The sequence below is a fragment of the Microvirga sp. KLBC 81 genome, from assembly GCF_003075415.1.
Taxonomy (GTDB): Bacteria; Pseudomonadota; Alphaproteobacteria; order Rhizobiales; family Beijerinckiaceae; genus Microvirga.
On the sequence record NZ_QDAH01000024.1, the window covers coordinates 56,245 to 74,497 of the forward strand.

Sequence of the window (18,253 nt, forward strand, 5' to 3'; positions counted from 1 at the left end):
CTCTCATGTCCTCTACGTCACTTCGGGCAGTCGATCTCCTCATTGAGGGAGAGCCAGGGGCACTCGTCACAGTCACGGAAACGCTAGAAGGCACCCTCACCTTCAAGGTCAAGGTGATGGACGTGATTGCCGGCGCCACGGATGCCCTCGACATCGCGGATCTTCGCGGACTCTTTTTCCACGTATCGGATGAGACTCTGCTCTCCGGCCTCTCGGTGACCGGCCTGGATGTGACGACCTCCCTGGTCGATGCCAACAAGGTGATGGAGGTCGAGAAAGACGTCACCATGAGCGGCGAGGTCGGCAAGTCGGTCGGCCCGTTCGACGTCGGCATCGAATTCGGCACCTCGGGGATGGGCAAGGGCGACGATATCCGCGAGACCACCTTCACCCTGAGCGCCTCCAAGCCGCTGAGCCTGGGATTCGTGCTCCAGCAGCATTTCGGTCTGCGTCTGACCAGCGTCAGCAACAATGGCGAGGGGCGGGAACTCAGCCTGAAGCTCACCGGACAGATGACGGGCACTCCGAAGGTCATCGGCGACACCGCCACCCCGCCCGGCGACGATCCCGGAAATGAAGACGATCCTACCCCTCAGAATCCCGACGGACCCCCCCAGCCCGGACTTTCCTATGACGACCTGATCGAGGCCGGGGATGGCAACGATACGATCTATGGCGGTCTTGGCAATGACGAGATGCAGGGTGAAGGCGGAGATGATCTGATCATCGGCGGCAAGGATAACGGCACCCTCACCTGGGACGGCGGCCTCAGCGTCCAGATCGGTGACAATCTCTACGGCAACGACGGAAATGATACCTTTCTGTACAAGAAGGGTGACGGCGTTGACATGATCTGGGATTTCCAGCCCGGTCACGACGTGATCAGGCTGTCGGGCTATACGCTCGGCGACGTGTACGCATTCACCATCGTGAAGGCAGTCGATAATCGGATCGGCACGACCGATCACGACAAGATCGCCATCATCCTCGACCCGAGCGGCGATGCGATCATCTTCAACGACTACCCTGCCCCGAGCTACCATGATGTCGCCATCGTCTTCGCTGATGGAACGACCCTCTCCTCCGCGAAGCTCCTGGAGTTGGCAAAGGCCAATCCTCTCGAGCTCGCACCCGTCAGCACCAGCACGGCATCCACTGCGATATCGTCATCGCAATCCGAGACGCTTGACGCTTCGCTCATTCTCTACGGCAGCAACGATGGTGATACGATCATCGGTGGCTTGGAGAAGGACGTGATTTACGCCAACGAGGGCGTGAACGGTCTCGGCGGCTTCTCCGGCGATGACATGCTGTATGGCGGCAACGTCACGGATACCATCGTCGGGGGCGAAGGCAACGACACCGGCTTCGGCAATGGCGGCGATGACGTGATCGTTGGCGGCTCCGGCTCCGACAAGCTTTATGGCGCCGGTGGCGCGGACCTGATCTTCGGTGACGACGCGGAGGGGATCGACCTTCCAGAGCTCCTGAGCACCTACTCTCTCTCCAAAGATGGAGACAAGGTCAGCGCCGTCATCAAGATCACGAAGGTCTGGTGGGGCGGTTTCCAGGCTGAGATCACGGTCACGGCCAATCAAAGCGTCAATGACTGGGATATCTTCCTCAAGAGCAAGTTCAACATTGGCAGCATCTGGGGAGCGCAGACATCGGCTGAAGCGAGCTGGGATCAGGGCGTCGTCTATGAACTGAGCAACGCCTCCTGGAACGGATCGCTTTATGCCGGCCAGACGACGACGATAGGCTTTACGGCCCGGACCGGCGTCAACGGTATCGTCGATGAGACCCATATCATGGCGGGTCTTACCATCGCGGACAGCATGTCGTCGGACCCTCTGCCCAACGAGACCATCCTGAACACGCTTGGCAACACGATGCGTGGCTATGCGGGGGCCGACACGCTCGTCGGCACATCCGGCAATGACACCTTCTATGTCGACAACAAGGGCGACAAGGTGGTGGAAGCGTCAGCCGAGAGCGCCCGGGACGAAGTGGTCACATCCGTCAGCTATGTACTCGGCAAGAATGTGGAGAACCTGTCCTCCGGCGGCTCTGCTGCCGTGTCCCTGACCGGCAACAGCCTCAACAACGACATTGATGGCAACGCCGGCAAGAACACTCTCAAGGGCGGCACCGGTAATGACAGCCTCGATGGCGGAGCTGGCAACGACACGCTCGTCGGAGGGCTGGGCAAGGATGTCTTCGTCTTCAGTGACAAGCTCAGCAAGCTCACGAACATCGATACCGTGATGGACTTCTCCGTGAAGGACGACACGATCCTGCTCGACAATGCAATCTTCACAAAGCTCAAGAAGACCGGCACCTTGAACAAGGCGTTCTATACCGTCGGTGCAGTTGCGAAGGATGGCAATGACTACATCCTGTACGACAGCACCACCGGCCACCTGCGCTACGATGCGGATGGTTCTGGCAAAGGGGCATCAGTGGTCTTCGCAAAGCTGACGCCGGGGCTTGCGCTTACCCATGCGGACTTCTACGTCATCTAAATAGCCAAAGGCTGGGGCCGGCCCGATCGGCCCCAGCATCGAGGTCCAATCATTTAGATGGAAAACGACAGGACAGCCTTGGTTCCGGCATGGTTCTGATCAAATTCGATGGCCGTTTGCAGGTTCGACGCCATCGCACGGACGATTTTCGTACCCAAACCACTGCCCTGCACCTGTCCCGTCCCTTTCCACCCGATGCCGTCGTCCTCGACGGACAGAAGCACCTTGTCGTCTGAGGCAGACAGAAGCACGCGGATGTCACCGGAGGCGCCGTCCGGATAGGCATATTTGAAGGCATTGGTGACGAGTTCGGTCACAATCACACCCACGGAAACGGCTTTGTCCGTGGGGATCGGGATCGGCTCGGCTTTGAGTGAGATCGTGTGTTCCCGTCCTGAAGCGCGCATCGCGCCTTCCAGCTCCTCGACCAAACCTCCAAGGTACGTGTCCATTTCAACGAAACGGACATCGTTGGAGGTGTAGAGGCGGCGGTGGATCTGGGCGATGGCCGTTATGCGGCTCTGGGTCTCCGCCAGCGTGTCCTGCGCCGTGGGATCGCCCGCAACGGCGCGCTGTTGCATGGCAACCAATGAGGCTACGAGTTGCAGACTGTTGGCGACGCGGTGATTCACCTCGCGCAGGAGCATTTCGGCACGCTCGCGCGCCTCACGCATTTCCCGTTCGGCAGCTTCCTTCGCCCGACGGAGCTGAGCCGCGGCGAGGGCCTGCTCCGCGGCTGTGTGAAGGAGATCGAGAAAGACGCCGCCGACATCCTTGATCACGTAATCGGCGGCGCCTGCCTTGAGGGCGGCAACCGCGATGCGACCCTCGTCCGCCCCGGTGACATAGACGACAGGAGGAGGATCGGGCATCAGCTGGATGTCGGACAAAACCTCCAGCCCCTGCTTGCCTGGCATGAAGTGATCGAGTGCGATCACGTCGAAAGAGTTGCTGGTCAGGAGTTGCAGACCTTCGTCACCGCTCAAGGCGTGACTCACCTGGAAGCCATGGCGCGTCAGCGACCGCTCCACGAGCCGTCCGAGGCCCGGATCGTCATCGATATAGAGAAGGCGAATGGGCTGGGGCTCGTTCACAGCGTTTCGGGAACCTGAATGACGGAAAGGAAAAGCCCAAGCTGGCGAATGGCCTGGGAGAATGACTCGTACTCGACCGGCTTCGTAATGTAGACGTTGGCACCGAGATCGTAGCAGCGTTGGACCTCGCGCTGGTCATCGGTCGTCGTCAGCACCACCACAGGCGCACGCTTCAGCTTCTCGTCATTCTTAAGCTTGGCCAGTATATCGACGCCGTTCATGTCCGGAAGATTGAGGTCCAGCAGAACCAGGAAGGGACCGGCATTCCGGACATCTTCATGGAACAGGTGCTCAAGCGCCGCCGTACCGTTCTTAAAGGCGCGGATTTCGTTGCACACCCCAGCGCGCCGGATGTTCTTCTCGATCAGACGGGCATGTCCATCGTCATCTTCGACCATGATGATGGTAACGGGTTGCTGCTGGGGCATCTTACGCGGCCTCTGAACTCATACTGATGGATTTGGGGAGGGTCACGGTGAAGGTCGAGCCCTCACCCAATCTCGAAGCGACTGAGATCGTGCCTCCGAGCCTTCGCACGAGGGCACGCACATGCGCAAGGCCAATTCCTTCGCCCTGCTGGTCCTGCGTCCCCGAACGCCGGAAAAGATCGAAGATCCGCTCGAAGTCCTTCTCGTCGATCCCGCGACCATTGTCCTCGATCTCATAACGGACGCTCAGGCCAAGATCCCTGCCACGGACCACGATCCGGCCAGGGCGACCCGGCTCCAGATATTTGACGGCATTCTCAATCAGATTGCCGAACACCTGCTCCACCGCCAATCGGTCACTGTTCAGATCCGGCACCGTCTCAATAACCAGATCAGCCCCGCGCTCATGCAACTGATGCGCCAAGCTGTGACGTTGTGCCTCGAGCAGTTGGTTCATGCTGATTGGCTCGGGGGCCAGAACGCGCCGTCCCTCGCGAGAGAGCTTGAGAATGGCATTGATCAGCTTGTCCATCTTGACCGTGGACGACCTGATGAAGCCGAGTGCTTCCGGAAGATCGGTCTCGATGGCATCCTGGACATCCGGTGTGACCAGGTCCGGCTGCTTCTCGGAGACTCTCTTGTAGAACTTCCTGATCTCCTCGTGCGCATTTTCGAGTTCGCTCGTGAAGCCCATGACGTTGACCAGCGGTGCGCGAAGATCGTGGCTCACGATATAGGCAAAACGCTGGATCTCATCGTTGGCAGCATCGAGTTCCGACACCCGCTCAGCGAGCATCGCTGCCAGACGAAGCGTCTCCTGCTCGGATTGCAGTGCCTGTTCCCGACTTCTCTGCAGTTCGTCCTGAGCTTGCTTGAGATCGTGAATATCGGTGCAGGTGCCGTACCAGCGGGTGATCTGCCCCTGCTCGTCGCGAACGGGCTGAGCCCGTCCCAGCACCCAACGATACTGGCCTGATCGATGCCGCAGCCGATATTCGATGTGGTAAGGCTCCCCCGTCTCAAGCGAATGACGCCATGTCTTCCAGGCGCGTTCCTGATCGTCGGGATGGAACATGCCGTTCCATGCAGCACCATCCGTGGAGCCTTCCGGCACCCCGGTGTATTCGTACCAGCGCTGATTATAATAATCGTGGAAGCCATCCGGCCGTGTTGCCCAGATCAGCTGATCGATGGAATTGGCAATTGCGCGGAAGCGCTCCTCGCTCTCTCGCAACGCATTCTCGACGCGTCGATGATCCGTGACATCGTGCCCCTGCACGAAGATACCGGAGACATTGCCGTCACGGCTGAAGATGGGCTGGTACACAAAGTCGAGGAAATGCACCTCAGGCTGACCGTCAGGACTCTGCAGAAGGACACGCACGCCTCGACCGATGAACGGCTCGCCACTTCGATAGACGCGGTCCAGCAGACGAATGAAACCCTGGTCCACGACCTCCGGCAAAGCCTCACGCACGGGCTTGCCGATCAGGTCGCCGCGCCCCACCACCTGGCGATAGGCTGCATTGGCCATGGTGAACACGTGATCCGGGCCACTGAGGGCTGCAATAAAACCTGGAGCCTGCTCGAACAGCTCCTGCAGGTGCTGACGCTCCCGTGAGAGGGTCTGGTTCACCTCCTGAACCGCTTGGGCGCGTCGGAACATGTCCGTTTCGATCAGCGCCGATGGACCGGTCAGGAGAGCCGAGGTCTGCGCAAATTTCCGGAGCTGGTGAAGCTCCGTCACGTCCACCGTGTGCTGGAGGATGGAAATCAGCTCCCCGGCTTCATTGAATAAAGGTGTGTGGGTCGCACTCCAGAAACGCTCCTCGAACCCTTGGCCGTCAGGCAGGGGAATGGCGTATTCGATGATCGGCAGGTGATCGGGCACTTTCTCGGCGATCACCCGCTCGAACGAAGCGCGCAGTTGTTTGTGGCCCTCGGAATCCGGGTCGCTCGGGAAGGCCTCGAACATGTTGCGTCCGACCAGTTCCTCCCGGTTACGCATCGTGGCACGCAGGTAGGCCTCGTTCATCCCCATGATGACGAGCGAAGGATTGAGCAGAACATAGGGGTTCGGCGACGCGTTGAAGAGAGCCTCAAAGTTAATCGATTTCAATGCCTTACGCTGGACGGCTCCCAGCTCCCCTTAAGATTTGCCGCATAGAGCTCTGCCATATGTAGGACTGATCCGCTCCAAAGCCAGATTTCCGCCACAGCCGAGCTTCGCCAGGGGCAACAAAACTTGGCCAGAGGCGTTCCGTTATGGAACGGCTCCGTTGGAGACCGTTGCTTTGGCTCCACGCGTGTTGGGGGCTCGATTGGCAGCAGAATACGGTTTTTTGACCGCGATCGGCGCTAAGACCAGCTCTTCCGGAGCTGACGACTTCCACGTGCTGCAGGGAAGGCTGACGCGGGCGTTCGAATCCTTCTCCGCCCTCGATGCTCCACGAACCATTCTGATCATCCCCAGTCTCAGCATGGATCAGGAAGTGCTGGCCGGAATTTCAGGCGCCCACCACTATGAGGAGCGCATGCTCTGCTACCTCATGCTGCTTCGGCTGCCTCGCACCCGCGTGATCTACGTCTCCAGCCATCCCATTCCGGAGTCGATCATCGACTATTACCTCCACCTCCTGCCCGGAATCCCCGCGCAACACGCTCGCAGCCGCCTGACCCTTTTCGCCTGCCACGATGGCTCACCCGTTGCCCTCACCGCGAAGATCCTGGAGCGCCCTCGCCTTCTTGACCGGATCCGGTCGGCGATTCCTGACCCGGATACCGCCTACATGATCTGCTTCAACGTGACGGAACAGGAGAGGAGTCTCGCGCTGCGCCTGAACATGCCGATCTACGGCTGCGATCCAGACCTGTTGCATTGGGGCTCGAAGAGCGGCTCCCGCAAAATTTTCCGAGAAGCGGGCATCGACATGCCCGCAGGCTATGAAGATCTCCGCCAGACTGACGAGATCATCGGGGCTCTCATGGAGTTGAAGGCGCGCCACCCCGGCCTCAAACGTGCGGTAGTAAAACTCGACGAAGGCTTCTCTGGTGAAGGCAATGCCATATTCTCGTATGAAGGGTCACCTGCAAGCACCAGCCTAAGGGCCTGGATCAAAGAAAAGCTTCCTGATCTGGCCTTCGAGGCGAAGGACATGACTTGGGAGTTGTTTGCGGAAAAGCTCTCAGCGATGGGAGGCATCGTGGAGGAGTTCATCGAGGGCGAGATCAAGCGCTCACCCTCCGCCCAATTTCGTGTCGATCCGCTCGGCCGATTGGAGGCGATCTCAACCCATGACCAGGTCTTGGGCGGCGAGAGTGGCCAGGTTTTTCTCGGTTGTCTGTTCCCGGCTGACGAGGCCTATCGCCTCCAGATCCAGGAAAGCGGTCTCAAGGCGGCACGCATTCTTGCCAATATAGGCGTCCTCGGGCGCTTTGCCATCGACTTCCTTTCCGTGAAGGATGGCGAGGAATGGCGCCACTACGCCATCGAAATCAATCTGCGCCGCGGCGGCACGACGCATCCCTTCATCATGCTCGAGTTTCTCACCGAGGGGCAATACGACCCCGGCACCGGCACGTTCCTCACACCGTCCGGACAGGCACGCTGCTACTACGCATCCGACAACGTGCAGTCGCATGCGTATCGCGGTCTTCTCCCAGCAGACCTCATCGACATTGCCGCCCTGAACTGCCTTCATTTCGACGGAGCCAGCCAGCAGGGCGTGATGTTTCACCTGATCGGCGCCCTTTCGGAGTTCGGCAAACTCGGCGTGCTCTGCATCGCGCCCACGCTGGAGCAAGCCGAGACCTTCTATCACCGTACGACCGAGGTGCTCGACCGGGAATGCCGCTCGGCCTGAGGCTTCCTCTTATTCTTCGTATTTGATCCGGATTTGTGCGGCAGCCTGACGCGCCCGCTCGCGCGCATCCTCGACCGTCTTGGCCGAAGCCAAGGCCACACCCATACGGCGGTATTTGCGCGTGGTTGGCTTGCCGAAGATACGCACTTCGATTTCGTTTTCCTCAGTGCCCAGGGCCAGCGCGTCTCTCAAGCCTTCGATTGAGAAGCGCTCCGCCTCGCGATCCGCCAGGATCACGGCAGAAGCGGTTGGCCCATTCAGTCGGATATGCGGGATTGGCAGCCCGAGCACGGCGCGGGCATGCAGATCGAACTCAGACAAGTTCTGCGAGAGAAGCGTCACCAATCCCGTATCGTGCGGTCGCGGCGAAAGCTCCGAGAAAACGACTTCGTCCTTGGTGACAAAGAACTCGACACCGAAGATACCATAGCCACCCAGATTGTCGACGACCTTGCGGGCCATCTCCTGCGCTTCGGCAAGGAGCTTTTGCGTCATCGGCGTCGGCTGCCAGGATTCCTGATAATCCCCCCGCTCCTGCCGGTGCCCGATCGGCTCGCAATAGGACACGCCCTCGCGGGTGCGGATGGTGAGCAGCGTGATCTCGTATTCGAAAGAGATGAACTCCTCGACGATCACCTTCTTGCGGTCGCCCCGCATGTTGGCAACGGCATAATCCCAGGCCCGCGCGAGTTCATCGACGGAGCGAACGGTGCTCTGCCCTTTTCCGGAGGACGACATGACCGGCTTGATCACGCAGGGCAGTCCAGTGTGCTCCACGGCCGCCCTCACCTCATCCAGGCTTTCCGCATAGCGGTACTTTGACGTGCGAAGACCAAGCTCCGCGGCAGCGAGTTCCCGGATGCGATCCCGGTTCATGGTGAGAGACGCCGCCCGGGCGGACGGCACGACGATGAAGCCCTTGTCCTCGAATTCCTGCAGCACCTCCGTGCGGATTGCCTCGATCTCCGGCACGATCAGGTCGGGCTTGTGCTTCTCGATAGCCTGCCTCAAGGCATTGGCATCGAGCATCGAGAACACCTCGGCCTCGTCCGCCACCTGCATGGCGGGGGCATTGGTATAAGAGTCGCATGCCACCACGTGACATCCGTAGCGTTTGGCCGATATCACGAATTCCTTGCCGAGTTCGCCCGACCCGAGAAGGAGAATTTTGGCTGTGAACACCATCGATGCCATTCCTCTGATTTGGCGCGAAACACCGGCCGCCCCTATGCGTTTTGTCGAAGCACGATTGAGGGCGTCTTTCCAGCCCCATCCCACCTGCCCACTGCAAAGTCTGCGCTGAGCGCATCCCAGCTGTCACGGATGCGCATTGCGCAAACCCAAGGTTGATACGTTAAGGGGAGCACAGGAGAAGCGGAATGCTTGCGAAGAAGAAAACCCAGAACCGCTACGGGCAGCGGGTGACCCGGGTAGATGCCCCGACCCTGGAGGAGGCCATTGCCGCCGCGCAGGGCCTGACAGATGACATCGAAGGCCAGATCGAGATTGCCTCGCAGCTCATAGGCATGCCCGAGGACGAGGTCCGCCCCGTCGCCCTCAAGCTCTCGGCAAGGCCAGCCCGACCGGAGCGCCCGCCGATTGCGGATCGGGTTCTGGATCGCGGTGAGGGAGCCAAAGTGATCGTTGTCGAGCGCCGCCGCCCGCGCATCGTTGCCCGATAGGGCTATGCCGACGCGCAGGATGCAGAGAGAGCCTGCGCGAGATGCTCCTGTTCTGAATTCGATAGTTAAAGATTTTCCCGCATGGTCAAAGGCATCGTCCTTGCTTTCCTGGCCTTTGCCGTCTTCGCCTGGGGCGATGCGGTGGTGAAGGCGATCGGTCATGATCTCGATCCCTTCGAGGTCACTTTCTTCGGCTATCTCATCCCCCTGCTGCTCTCGCCCGCCTTCATGAAATCAGGCGACCGGCTGTCCGACCTCCTTCGCTGGAAGCGTCCCTGGCCTATGGCTCTCAGGGTCTTCTTCATCTCGATGACGACGCCTTTGAGCGTGATGACGTTTACGAGCCTCCCGTTCGCCGAAGCCTTTGCCCTTCTGTTCCTGATGCCGAGCCTGGTCACAGTGCTGTCCATCCTCGTTCTCAAGGAAAAGGTCCGCTGGCGGCGCGGTCTTGCGGTCGGCGCGGCCTTCATCGGCGTATTGGTGATCGTGAGGCCGGGCTTCAGGGAATTCCTGCCCGGACATCTCTATGCCATCGCGACGGCACTCTGCGGCGCAGGCGGTGTCATCATGGGGCGCATGATCGGTACGACCGAGAAGCGCTACACCCTGATCGGAAGCGTTTTCCTTGGAACGGCCCTCATCGCCGGCATCCTCATGATCCCCGGCTTTACCTGGCCGACAGCCACGCAATGGGGTCTGCTTCTGGCCTTCGCCGCCACCGCCTTCGTGGCACAAGCCCTCTTCATCGTCGCCACCACCTACGCCCCGGCAGACCGCCTCGGGGCGGCGCAATACAGCCAGATCCTCTGGGCCCTCGCCATCGGCGCCCTTTTCTTCGATGAATGGCCGGACGCCTTGGCGCTCCTGGGGATTGCCATCGTGGTCGCTGCGGGATTGTTCATCTTCGCGCGTGAGCAGACGCTCAAGAAGAAACCGTCTCCGGCAACACCTTCGGCGCCGCCGGAGCAACTTGGAACCTTAAGCTCATCTCTTCAGAGCGAATGAAAGCGCGAGATAGATCGGTAGAGCCGTCAGGAGAAGGCCGGCGCTGTCGAGACAGCGGGCCGAGGGGACAGTGACGACTACCATCAACGTTCCTGCGGCGACGGTGTAGACCAGCGTCGGCAGCAGAACGGCATGAACATCCAACATGCGTACAACGCGATCAGGCCCAGCATGAATGGCAAGTTCGTGACGAACAGCCGCCTTACGGCTCAGGATGTCCCATCGGCCACCCAGACTACGTAGCCGATCAGGCGCAGCGAGAACGGTGGCCAGAAACAACCGCATCCGATTCTTGTTCCAAGTCACCCAATCATCGTTACCCTACAATTCAGCAATTTCGCCATACAGCAGGGCGTCATAAGTTCGGGCATAACGATCGTAGCAACTCAGAGCTGCCGGGACGAAGGAGCGCTGGCCGATGGAGTTCAGCGGCGTGGCGATCACGTCGCCACGCCCCTCCGCGCGGATCCTGCTTTCGAGGATCTGCTTGGCGAGGGGCTGCACATCGGCAGGCATGTGCTCAATGACCTCAGAGCTCAGCATTAGAGCATCGTGCGGAACCGAAGGTCCGCGTCAGCGAAAAGTGGATCCGGTTTTCCGCTCTCAACGACGCTCTGCTTGTAGGAGAAAGCATCGGATGGGTCCCAAAAGTGCAAATCCACTTTTGGGTCCGATGCTGTAGAGGATGTCTGGAAGGCCCTGGAACGAGGCGAGCTCTTCCGGGCTCACGCCTTTGAGTACGTCTGTGCCCAGAACGACATCGATCATCACCTGACCAAGCCGCGCCATCCCTGGACGAACGGGCCGGTGGAACGCATGAACCGCACCCTCAAGGATGCCACCATCAGGCGCCGCTACTACGACACCCACGACCAGCTGCGAGGCCACCTGGGCGACTTCCTGACCGCCTACAACTTCGCCCGAAGGCTCAAGACCCTGCGCGGCCTCACGCCTTACGAGTCCATCTGCAAAATCTGGACAACCGAGCCGGAACGCTTCAGGCTCGATCCGCTCCACCAAATGCCGGGACTAAACAGCTAGGCGGAGGCCAGAGGGGTTAGGGCAGGAAAAAGCCCCGTTGGGATCTGTCTGAACGGGGCTGAGTCTACGGAGGACGGTCAAGGGACCTGTGGGGCAGCTCCTCTGCAAGTGTACAACGCCCAACGATCCGAAGCGTTGCACTACAATGCTGTAGCGCTCTAATGCTATAGCACTGTAGTGCTGAAGGAGAGTCCCAAGGATCTCGGCACTGAAGAGGTGCCGCGCCTATCGCCGCCAGCATCTTCATCGCAACCGCTCGTGCCTAGCGGAGATCCGCAAAGCCATCAGGATCAGATAAAGCAAGGCGAAATGACTCCGGTGCCATGCTGGGTGAGACGACAAGGAGGGCAGTGTATCCGTGCCCGTCCTTGTCCCTCCGGCCGTCGGCCGCGCAGCCGGATCTATTGGCCTTTGATGACGGGCAATGACGGCACTCATTCTCCGAAACGCCAGCCCAGGCGCATCACGCCTATCGAGCGGATGAGGATAGAGCCGCAGATGACGCACTGGTATTCAGCCTCGCGTCCAATATCAGCCACGGGATTCCCGATATCCAGCTTGTCTCTCACCCATTCCAGAGTGTCGTGCGGCCTCTCTTCTTTGTCCCGCGCAACAAGCTTCCGGCAGTCTTCACACGGCTTGGGATCGGCCATGGCGGACACTCCCGTTTCGGCTGTGCAAGAGAAGCCTCGATTCTAGCGCATCGTGCGGAAAAGTGGACCCGGTTTTCCGCTCGAACGATGCGCTGCCTGAAAAATGGAGCATCGGACCCAAAAGTGGAAGCCACTTTTGGGTCCGATGCTCTAAGCTTTATCTTGACCGGCAACTTGCCGCATTGGGCCGTTACAAGAGTTACAAAGCCATGTAACCGCTAAATCACTGATGTCGCTTGAGCTATAAAGGCTACAGCGGTTACACGCCAAAGAGAGAGGGTGCCGGATTGTTTGCGAGCCAGATGGCAGTTGGCGGCTCAGAATAGGCTGAACTCTCTCACCTCTCGCAGCGGGGACAGACGAGTGCTCTCTACATCTGAGGGGTTGGAGCAACACAGCTGTCGTCTTGGATATCGTAAAAGCTGATGCGGACTTTGCCAATGTGCCGGGTCGGATCGGCCGCTGCGCCCAAGCCAACGAGCACATTCATCTCGCCCACGAGACATTCGGCACTGTCTGCCCGTCTGAGCCGGACTTGGCGATGCCGCACCCGCGCCTCGAACTCGTTGAGCAGGAATAGGGTTTTGGGGTCCACGTCGAGGTCAATGCGGCCAGAGCGTTTGCCGTCGGCACCCGTAGTGATCTGAAGGCCCTGCAGCAACTGCTGGAGCTCTGGCGGCCATTCAACGATGGGGTTCTGGCTCAGTGGCATCGGTGACCCCGGAGCTTGGGCAATCCTTCAACAAGACAGACTTCAGCAATCTAAGCGAATGCCATGCTTAGCGGTTCCATTAAGGCGCTTCGGCAAATTACGTTGGCCCAGCTCAATGCATGTTAAGGCGCCAATCCCGTGAGGTGGTAGACCGCCCCTCGTCTAGGACAGGAGGGTCTTATGGCCGAACTGATCATCATTTCGTATCCATCTGGTGCCAAAGCTGAACGGCTTCGCGCCCTGTTAGCTCTCTCGCGGCAGGCCTACCTGATCCAAAGCGCTCTTGATGCCAGATCAGACGACACGTCCGACGAAGAGGAGAAGGCAGGACGCCGCTCAGATCGCGGGGCATAGATCCGATAGCCCCGCCATCGCCTCCCCTGCACCCTGTTCCATCAGATCCCGTTCGGAACAACCAGCGCCTCTCATGATCCCACCTTCAACCACGGCACCTCGGTCGATCAACCCTAATCCGGAGGCCGAGCGGAGGTCATTTGGACGTTAACCTCGGTCTTGGCTCTGGGTCCTTTTCTCAAAGTTTGACTGATCCGTGTGTCCAAGGTGCACTGGATGCGCCGGAGTTCCTCCTGGATGGCCTCAAGCCGGTCCAGGACCTCGGCATCGATCAACTGAGGTGGGGAGTTGTCGTTCCGGCGCGACTGAGATTGCAGAATGCTGCGGATCTTCTCAAGGGCCAAGGGACCGATGTCAGGGGTGGCCAACCAGTGGCGATCGGATATCTGGGCGACCTCCTGAACCGTGGGCCATCGTCCCTGGAACTCTCGTATGATGGCTCTGCGCACCCGGGGCGGAATGGCTTCCAGAGGAAAAGACTCTGCTTGCTGCATGTGACATCCCTCAAACTCAAGAGTCCTCCAAACGCAAAGGGGAAACCTTGGCCGGCACAGGGCCAAGTAAGGACATTTTTTAGTCGCTCGCCTCGAATATCCTTCTGGGAGCACCGCCCGATCCCGATGCGTCAGAGATCAACAGCGTCTGCGTGAGCGCCGAGTGCAGAAGAATGCACGCTTCGACGTGGCCTGCACGGAACCGAGAGTGACAATATGCCTAAGTCTAGGAGCCGCTGGGATACTGTGCTCCTCTCGATGTACGGAGTTCTGCTTGGCATGTTCCTGGCGATGATGGAGCAATTCTGTCATGCCTTCTGTCCTGCCTCCTGGCATTACGTCCCTGAAGGTGACTTGTTCGCGCGAGTTTTCATCGAGTTCGTCGCCTTTGCCGTTGCTGGGGCGACCCTGTGCAGCGATTGCCGCGATCCGGAACTGGCTTAACCGGGCAACACGATTCCGCAAAACTCCGTCAAGGAGCAGAACCGCGTTCATTCCTCGCCCAGAAAGATTGCTCAGCAGACAGTGCCCCAACCTCAGCTTTCGTCCATGCCGCTGAACAGCCTCCGTCCTGCCATGAGCCTGTCGCTCACCCTCATCCACAAGACACGCCCACACCCGAGTAGAGACCAGCCAAACATCGGGGTGAGCCCGAGGCTATTGGCGGCTGTCGCGCTGGCCGCCTCCGGCCTCAACCGAGCAGACTAGAACAAAGAGGCTGAGCACCGCCGCCAAGGGAGCGAGCGTCTCGATGAACGCCGGCATGCTGTCGCGGAACGGGCCGCTGGCCAGAACCGAGAGCACCAGAATGGGAATGGCCGCCCAGATCACCATGCGCACCTCCACGAACGAGAGCGTCTTCTCTACTGTGGCCTTCCTGAACCCCACCTGTATGGCTCAGGCTGTCTTCCTGGCGCTTGAGCTGCCCGCAGGAAGACGGTCTTCCGGCTTAGCGGTGAAGTCTGGCTTGCGCTGGAGGATCGCCTTGCGCGGGCGACGATGTCATCGACGCGTTTGGCGAAGCCGCATCGAGTTCCTGGTGCCGCAGCACTAGGAAAGCGCGTGGGGCATAGCGAACAGGCCCACGATCGAAGACAGCACCCCAGTTCAGGCGCCGCCCTCGGGAGACAAGCCATGGATGTTGGGAAGAGAAAGTGCGGGTGCGGGCTTACCACATCTGGGAGCGGCAGGGCCGCACGGCAATCCGTACGATCACTGACGAGGCCGAGCGGGACCTCACAGTCGAGGAGACGGCGGGTACCTCCCAGAATCACCCTGAAGCGACGGTCGAGGAGGCCACGCCCGTCGAATCCGTCGAAGCGGCGCAAGCCGCCACAGCCGGTTCCGCGGATGACAAGGATTCCTCTGGATCATAAAGCCCACACCCGGCTGGATCGCTGCGCGGCGTGATCAATAGCGTCAGCGACGGCGTCCGGAGCCAAGTGGTGGATCATGTGGCCAAGACCAGGAACGCTAATGAACTCGCTGTGCGGCAGCTCGCGGTGCAGGCGTGCGGACTGGCGGCCCACGTCCGCAATCTGATCGTCGGCGCCCGTGATGATGGTGACCGGCACCTTCAGGTCCCCATAGTGTCGCTCCAACTCCATGACTGACGGTGTCATCAGCGCAGCGTCTTCCGCAGCCGCGCGAAGGTGCAGCGGCCGCAGCATCAGCGCCTTCGGGAAATCGCGATCAAAACGCTCCGGCACCGCGGCAGGCTGAAACATCCGCTTGATCATACCTGGCAGGATCGCCCGCGCCAGCAAGGGAGAGATGGTGTAGCGCATGGCATCGCCGATCACCGGAATGGCCGGCGGCGAGAGCAGGAACACATCGGCCCGCAGGGTTGGATAGTAATAGCCCGAGCCCAGAACGAGACCACGCACGAGCGACGGCGCCTCCAATGCCAGGGCCACCGCCACAAGCGTGCCCCAGGAGTGGCCATAGACCAGGGCTTGCTGGACCCCGAGCTGCGCTAGTGCCTTCCGGAACAGCCGGGCATGAGCGCGTGGCGTCCAGAGCTGGCGCGGGCGCGAGCTGTATCCGTAGCCGGGGCGGTCGATGACGATCACCCGGTAGCGGTCCGCCAGCCGATCCACGAGACCGCTGACGGTGAAATCCTGAACCATGGTGCCGTTGCCGTGGATGAGCAGCAATGGCTCTCCCTGGCCACGCTCGAGATAGTGCAAGCGCACCCCATCCACATCCAGGAACCGTCCGATGGGCGGGTATTGCTCCTCGGCCTCGCGGGTCTGCTTCCGGTTGTATAGAGCCGCGGAAGCCAGCGCAGTGGTCGCGCCCGCAAGAGCGGGAACGAGCCAGCGGCGGGTTCTGGCACGGCGAGTGTCGCCTGGCTGCCAGCGCTCCGCCCGGCCCTGATCGGAACCATGCTGGCGATCCGAACCTCGCATGAGATCGCCGGCTCCCGCTGCTCCATCGGAACGGAGTGAACTCACACCAGCCTCTGTTTCCACGCCGCGCATGCACCTTCTCCGGTCAGCTGCCAGGACGGGGAACGCCCGAAAGCCGGATGGGTTGCTGCATCGCACAAAGGCAGATTGCCGCTGTGAACCAGCGAACGTTTACGAGAAGGGTGTCGCAGTCTGGGTAGTCTCCGACGTGCCGAGGGCGGCTGCGATCTCGGTCAGCGTCGCCCGTTCGGCATCGCTGGCGGTCACCCCACCGAACCCGAGAAAGCCACCCTCGTTGCCCGCTTCCGCTGCCTTGCGGGCGACCTCGTTGAGCCAGGCCTTGAACCCGGTCGCGTCATCGGGAGCTTTGGTCTCCACGAGCGCGGATACCGCGCGGAGTTCCTCAATCGCCTTGCCTTTAAGCTCGCCAATCTGCACGCCCCTGAACTGCGCCTGTACCCTATTGCGAGCGGCGGTCTTTCACTTCCTGCTGCTGCACACGAGACAGGCGGCATTGCGTATCAAGCCTCCAACAGAACCCGTTCGGCTCTACCCTTGGCAGGGTTTCTGCGTTTCGCCATCGCTGGGATTGTCTGGATGAAAGCATTCGCCTCTGCCCTCGCCTGCCTCATTCCTCTCACCACCTTCGCAGACGAGGAACACGCTATCCTGCACAAGGCATTCGGCATCCTCACCCAGCACCGCCTTCTTTCACAGGCGGAACTGCCCTGCTCGAGCCTGGAGCTGGATGAAGTCACGCAGACGGCCACAACGGTCACTGTTCGGGAGAAGCACGACAAGAAATGCTATTGCCGATCGGTCGTGATTTGCCCCCACGAGCCGAGTGCCTCAAAGCGCCCTCGTGGCGCTTTTCTTTTAGGCAGCGCCGGTGCCATCGGTCCCATACCCCAAAGCACGCTGCGGAACTCGCAGATATTTCGTTTCCGGTATCTGGCGCTTTGCCGACACGTTGGACCAGGGTCATGCTGATGTTGCCGCCGCCTTTCCTGCAGTCGCCTCCGAATTCGCTGAAAAGAAACCTTATCCGGTTCCATGGAGGGGGCTTCTCAGAGGTACGGTCCAAGAGCGGATCTGGCCTAATCAGGAGCCTTCCTCGAGGATGTTTCACGGGCGAGTTCGTCTCGGATCAGCTGCGCCGTCTTGGGGCCGATGCCCGGGCGCTTCTCGAGCTGGTCAGCCACAGCCCTGAGCTGGTCGAGGGTCGTGATGCCTTCCCCATGCAGCACTTCCCAGGCATAGCGGGGCAGACGCAGCCCTGGAATGGGCCCCTCGTGAGCGTCGTAATAGTTGGGCATCTGCTCTCACCTCCTGACCCCTTGTTTCTATCCTCAGGGTGCAAGGCGGGCAGCGGTCCTAATCCTAGCGGGAGTGCCTGATATCCTTATTTTCCTTGTAGTGGCGCGCGAACAGCGTCATCCCACGAGGCGCTTCTGCGAATGACGCGTACAGCGCCCTTGGCCCCTCAGTTTCTGCGGCTCTGTTTCACCTGGATCAAAGCAGACCCACCCGGGAAGCGGCATGCCGACAGCCGGATCGGGGTGGCTTTCACCGTGGGTTCCTCAAGCGGCCCGATCACGTCCTCGCCTGGGCCGCGCACCCACCGCGGATCCGGCTGAAGGGAGACTGCAATCGACATTCCGCCTGGGCTGAGATCGCCGCTCGCTCCTGCACGGGGTGGAGGCGCAGATCCCGGCCCGCCAATGTGGGCCTTGTGACCGGATCTTCCGGAACACCGTCAGTGACGTGTGACCTGCGGGTCAGAACGGGCCCGTCGCCCAGCGACAGGCCCGTTACGTTCTGGACATCGCCTGTTACAGACCGCGGTCAACTCTCGGGATCTCGCTCACTGTTCCATAAAACAACCTTCTGCGAATTACGCTACCACCTAACTTGGTCGGCCCTGAACAATGCCGTTTAGGGTGGCCGGAGTTGGCTTTCAGACCACTTTGGAAGTATCCGGTTGCGCGGAT

18 protein-coding genes and 2 pseudogenes are annotated in these 18,253 nt (G+C 60.4%); 8 read left to right on the top strand and 12 right to left on the bottom strand.

The genetic code is table 11. The annotated features are described in order from the left end of the window. Nucleotides 1–5 precede the first annotated feature (5 nt). Complete coding sequence (locus DC522_RS16190) at nt 6–2,525, top strand: calcium-binding protein (RefSeq protein ID WP_116529703.1); 2,520 nt, start codon at nt 6–8, stop codon at nt 2,523–2,525. A 53-nt stretch (nt 2,526–2,578) separates the two neighbouring features. On the opposite strand, the gene DC522_RS16195 is transcribed toward DC522_RS16190, so the two are convergent. Genes DC522_RS16195 through DC522_RS16205 form a run of 3 tightly spaced genes read right to left on the bottom strand, consistent with a single transcriptional unit; the run spans nt 2,579 to nt 6,166 of the window. Next, nucleotides 2,579–3,619, bottom strand: a complete 1,041-nt coding sequence (locus tag DC522_RS16195) for a histidine kinase dimerization/phosphoacceptor domain -containing protein (protein WP_116529704.1) — start codon at nt 3,617–3,619, stop codon at nt 2,579–2,581. After that, complete coding sequence (locus DC522_RS16200; RefSeq protein WP_116529705.1) at nt 3,616–4,047, bottom strand: response regulator; 432 nt, start codon at nt 4,045–4,047, stop codon at nt 3,616–3,618. The genes DC522_RS16195 and DC522_RS16200 overlap by 4 nt, the downstream gene beginning before the upstream one ends. Before the next feature lies 1 nt (nt 4,048). Continuing rightward, complete coding sequence (locus DC522_RS16205) at nt 4,049–6,166, bottom strand: PAS domain-containing protein (protein WP_116529706.1); 2,118 nt, start codon at nt 6,164–6,166, stop codon at nt 4,049–4,051. 202 nt (nt 6,167–6,368) lie between these two features. On the opposite strand from DC522_RS16205, the gene DC522_RS16210 reads away from it, so the two are divergent. Continuing rightward, complete coding sequence (locus DC522_RS16210; protein ID WP_245444229.1) at nt 6,369–7,910, top strand: peptide ligase PGM1-related protein; 1,542 nt, start codon at nt 6,369–6,371, stop codon at nt 7,908–7,910. 9 nt (nt 7,911–7,919) lie between these two features. Here the strand turns inward: DC522_RS16210 and purT are convergent, their stop codons facing one another. Further along, the gene (purT, locus tag DC522_RS16215) at nt 7,920–9,095 is read right to left on the bottom strand and encodes a formate-dependent phosphoribosylglycinamide formyltransferase (RefSeq protein WP_116529726.1); all 1,176 of its coding nucleotides are present in this window, start codon (nt 9,093–9,095) and stop codon (nt 7,920–7,922) included. A 194-nt stretch (nt 9,096–9,289) separates the two neighbouring features. On the opposite strand from purT, the gene DC522_RS16220 reads away from it, so the two are divergent. Together DC522_RS16220 and DC522_RS16225 are read left to right on the top strand one after the other, a co-directional pair. Then, a complete protein-coding gene (locus DC522_RS16220; protein WP_116529707.1) occupies nt 9,290–9,592 on the top strand; it encodes a hypothetical protein in 303 nt (100 codons plus the stop codon). Between the two features lie 81 nt (nt 9,593–9,673). Next, entirely contained in the window at nt 9,674–10,597 is a 924-nt protein-coding gene (locus DC522_RS16225; RefSeq protein ID WP_116529708.1) for a DMT family transporter, read from the top strand. On the opposite strand, the gene DC522_RS16230 is transcribed toward DC522_RS16225, so the two are convergent. Further along, the gene (locus DC522_RS16230) at nt 10,577–10,882 is read right to left on the bottom strand and encodes a hypothetical protein (RefSeq protein ID WP_116529709.1); all 306 of its coding nucleotides are present in this window, start codon (nt 10,880–10,882) and stop codon (nt 10,577–10,579) included. The two genes, DC522_RS16225 and DC522_RS16230, sit on opposite strands and share 21 nt — an antisense overlap. Nucleotides 10,883–10,918: 36 nt before the next feature. Then, nucleotides 10,919–11,140: a hypothetical protein gene (locus DC522_RS16235; protein WP_116529710.1), complete on the bottom strand. Its 222-nt coding sequence runs from the start codon at nt 11,138–11,140 to the stop codon at nt 10,919–10,921. A 183-nt stretch (nt 11,141–11,323) separates the two neighbouring features. On the opposite strand from DC522_RS16235, the pseudogene DC522_RS16240 reads away from it, so the two are divergent. After that, a pseudogene (locus tag DC522_RS16240) lies at nt 11,324–11,638 on the top strand (integrase core domain-containing protein); the annotation flags it as partial. 434 nt (nt 11,639–12,072) lie between these two features. Here the strand turns inward: DC522_RS16240 and DC522_RS16245 are convergent. Together DC522_RS16245 and DC522_RS16250 are read right to left on the bottom strand one after the other, a co-directional pair. Next, a complete protein-coding gene (locus DC522_RS16245; protein WP_116529711.1) occupies nt 12,073–12,291 on the bottom strand; it encodes a hypothetical protein in 219 nt (72 codons plus the stop codon). 370 nt (nt 12,292–12,661) lie between these two features. Continuing rightward, nucleotides 12,662–13,003, bottom strand: coding sequence for a hypothetical protein (locus tag DC522_RS16250; protein ID WP_116529712.1), 342 nt, complete (start codon nt 13,001–13,003; stop codon nt 12,662–12,664). 180 nt (nt 13,004–13,183) lie between these two features. Between DC522_RS16250 and DC522_RS34845 the strand changes: the two genes are divergently transcribed. Both DC522_RS34845 and DC522_RS16260 read left to right on the top strand, forming a co-directional pair. Beyond that, complete coding sequence (locus DC522_RS34845; RefSeq protein WP_165820182.1) at nt 13,184–13,357, top strand: hypothetical protein; 174 nt, start codon at nt 13,184–13,186, stop codon at nt 13,355–13,357. Between the two features lie 710 nt (nt 13,358–14,067). Beyond that, nucleotides 14,068–14,295 carry a hypothetical protein gene (locus DC522_RS16260; protein WP_133239297.1) on the top strand — a complete coding sequence of 76 codons (228 nt, stop codon included), beginning with the start codon at nt 14,068–14,070 and terminating at the stop codon, nt 14,293–14,295. A 213-nt stretch (nt 14,296–14,508) separates the two neighbouring features. Here the strand turns inward: DC522_RS16260 and DC522_RS16265 are convergent, their stop codons facing one another. Beyond that, a complete protein-coding gene (locus DC522_RS16265; protein ID WP_116529715.1) occupies nt 14,509–14,739 on the bottom strand; it encodes a hypothetical protein in 231 nt (76 codons plus the stop codon). Between the two features lie 254 nt (nt 14,740–14,993). Here DC522_RS16265 and DC522_RS16270 point away from each other — a divergent pair. Further along, a pseudogene (locus DC522_RS16270) lies at nt 14,994–15,227 on the top strand (DUF2934 domain-containing protein); the annotation flags it as partial. On the opposite strand, the gene DC522_RS16275 reads toward DC522_RS16270, so the two are convergent. From DC522_RS16275 to DC522_RS16290, 3 genes are all read right to left on the bottom strand, one after another. Further along, nucleotides 15,222–16,334, bottom strand: a complete 1,113-nt coding sequence (locus DC522_RS16275) for an alpha/beta fold hydrolase (protein WP_245444231.1) — start codon at nt 16,332–16,334, stop codon at nt 15,222–15,224. The pseudogene DC522_RS16270 and the gene DC522_RS16275 sit on opposite strands and share 6 nt — an antisense overlap. Nucleotides 16,335–16,433: 99 nt before the next feature. After that, on the bottom strand, nt 16,434–16,700 hold the full coding sequence (locus DC522_RS16280; RefSeq protein ID WP_205769654.1) for a hypothetical protein: 267 nt from the start codon (nt 16,698–16,700) through the stop codon (nt 16,434–16,436). Nucleotides 16,701–17,359: 659 nt separating this feature from the next. Then, on the bottom strand, nt 17,360–17,578 hold the full coding sequence (locus DC522_RS16290) for a helix-hairpin-helix domain-containing protein (RefSeq protein ID WP_116529718.1): 219 nt from the start codon (nt 17,576–17,578) through the stop codon (nt 17,360–17,362). Between the last annotated feature and the right edge of the window lie 675 nt (nt 17,579–18,253).

Excerpts from the sequence above, each read along its gene's own strand:
- DC522_RS16190 (WP_116529703.1), top strand. The coding sequence starts at position 6 with ATGTCCTCTACGTCACTTCGGGCAGTCGATCTCCTCATTGAGGGAGAG.
- DC522_RS16200 (WP_116529705.1), bottom strand. The coding sequence starts at position 4,047 with ATGCCCCAGCAGCAACCCGTTACCATCATCATGGTCGAAGATGACGAT.
- purT (WP_116529726.1), bottom strand. The coding sequence starts at position 9,095 with ATGGTGTTCACAGCCAAAATTCTCCTTCTCGGGTCGGGCGAACTCGGC.
- DC522_RS16220 (WP_116529707.1), top strand. The coding sequence starts at position 9,290 with ATGCTTGCGAAGAAGAAAACCCAGAACCGCTACGGGCAGCGGGTGACC.
- DC522_RS16225 (WP_116529708.1), top strand. The coding sequence starts at position 9,674 with ATGGTCAAAGGCATCGTCCTTGCTTTCCTGGCCTTTGCCGTCTTCGCC.
- DC522_RS16230 (WP_116529709.1), bottom strand. The coding sequence starts at position 10,882 with ATGCGGTTGTTTCTGGCCACCGTTCTCGCTGCGCCTGATCGGCTACGT.
- DC522_RS16235 (WP_116529710.1), bottom strand. The coding sequence starts at position 11,140 with ATGCTGAGCTCTGAGGTCATTGAGCACATGCCTGCCGATGTGCAGCCC.
- DC522_RS16245 (WP_116529711.1), bottom strand. The coding sequence starts at position 12,291 with ATGGCCGATCCCAAGCCGTGTGAAGACTGCCGGAAGCTTGTTGCGCGG.
- DC522_RS16250 (WP_116529712.1), bottom strand. The coding sequence starts at position 13,003 with ATGCCACTGAGCCAGAACCCCATCGTTGAATGGCCGCCAGAGCTCCAG.
- DC522_RS34845 (WP_165820182.1), top strand. The coding sequence starts at position 13,184 with ATGGCCGAACTGATCATCATTTCGTATCCATCTGGTGCCAAAGCTGAA.
- DC522_RS16260 (WP_133239297.1), top strand. The coding sequence starts at position 14,068 with ATGCCTAAGTCTAGGAGCCGCTGGGATACTGTGCTCCTCTCGATGTAC.
- DC522_RS16275 (WP_245444231.1), bottom strand. The coding sequence starts at position 16,334 with ATGCGCGGCGTGGAAACAGAGGCTGGTGTGAGTTCACTCCGTTCCGAT.
- DC522_RS16290 (WP_116529718.1), bottom strand. The coding sequence starts at position 17,578 with ATGCCCAACTATTACGACGCTCACGAGGGGCCCATTCCAGGGCTGCGT.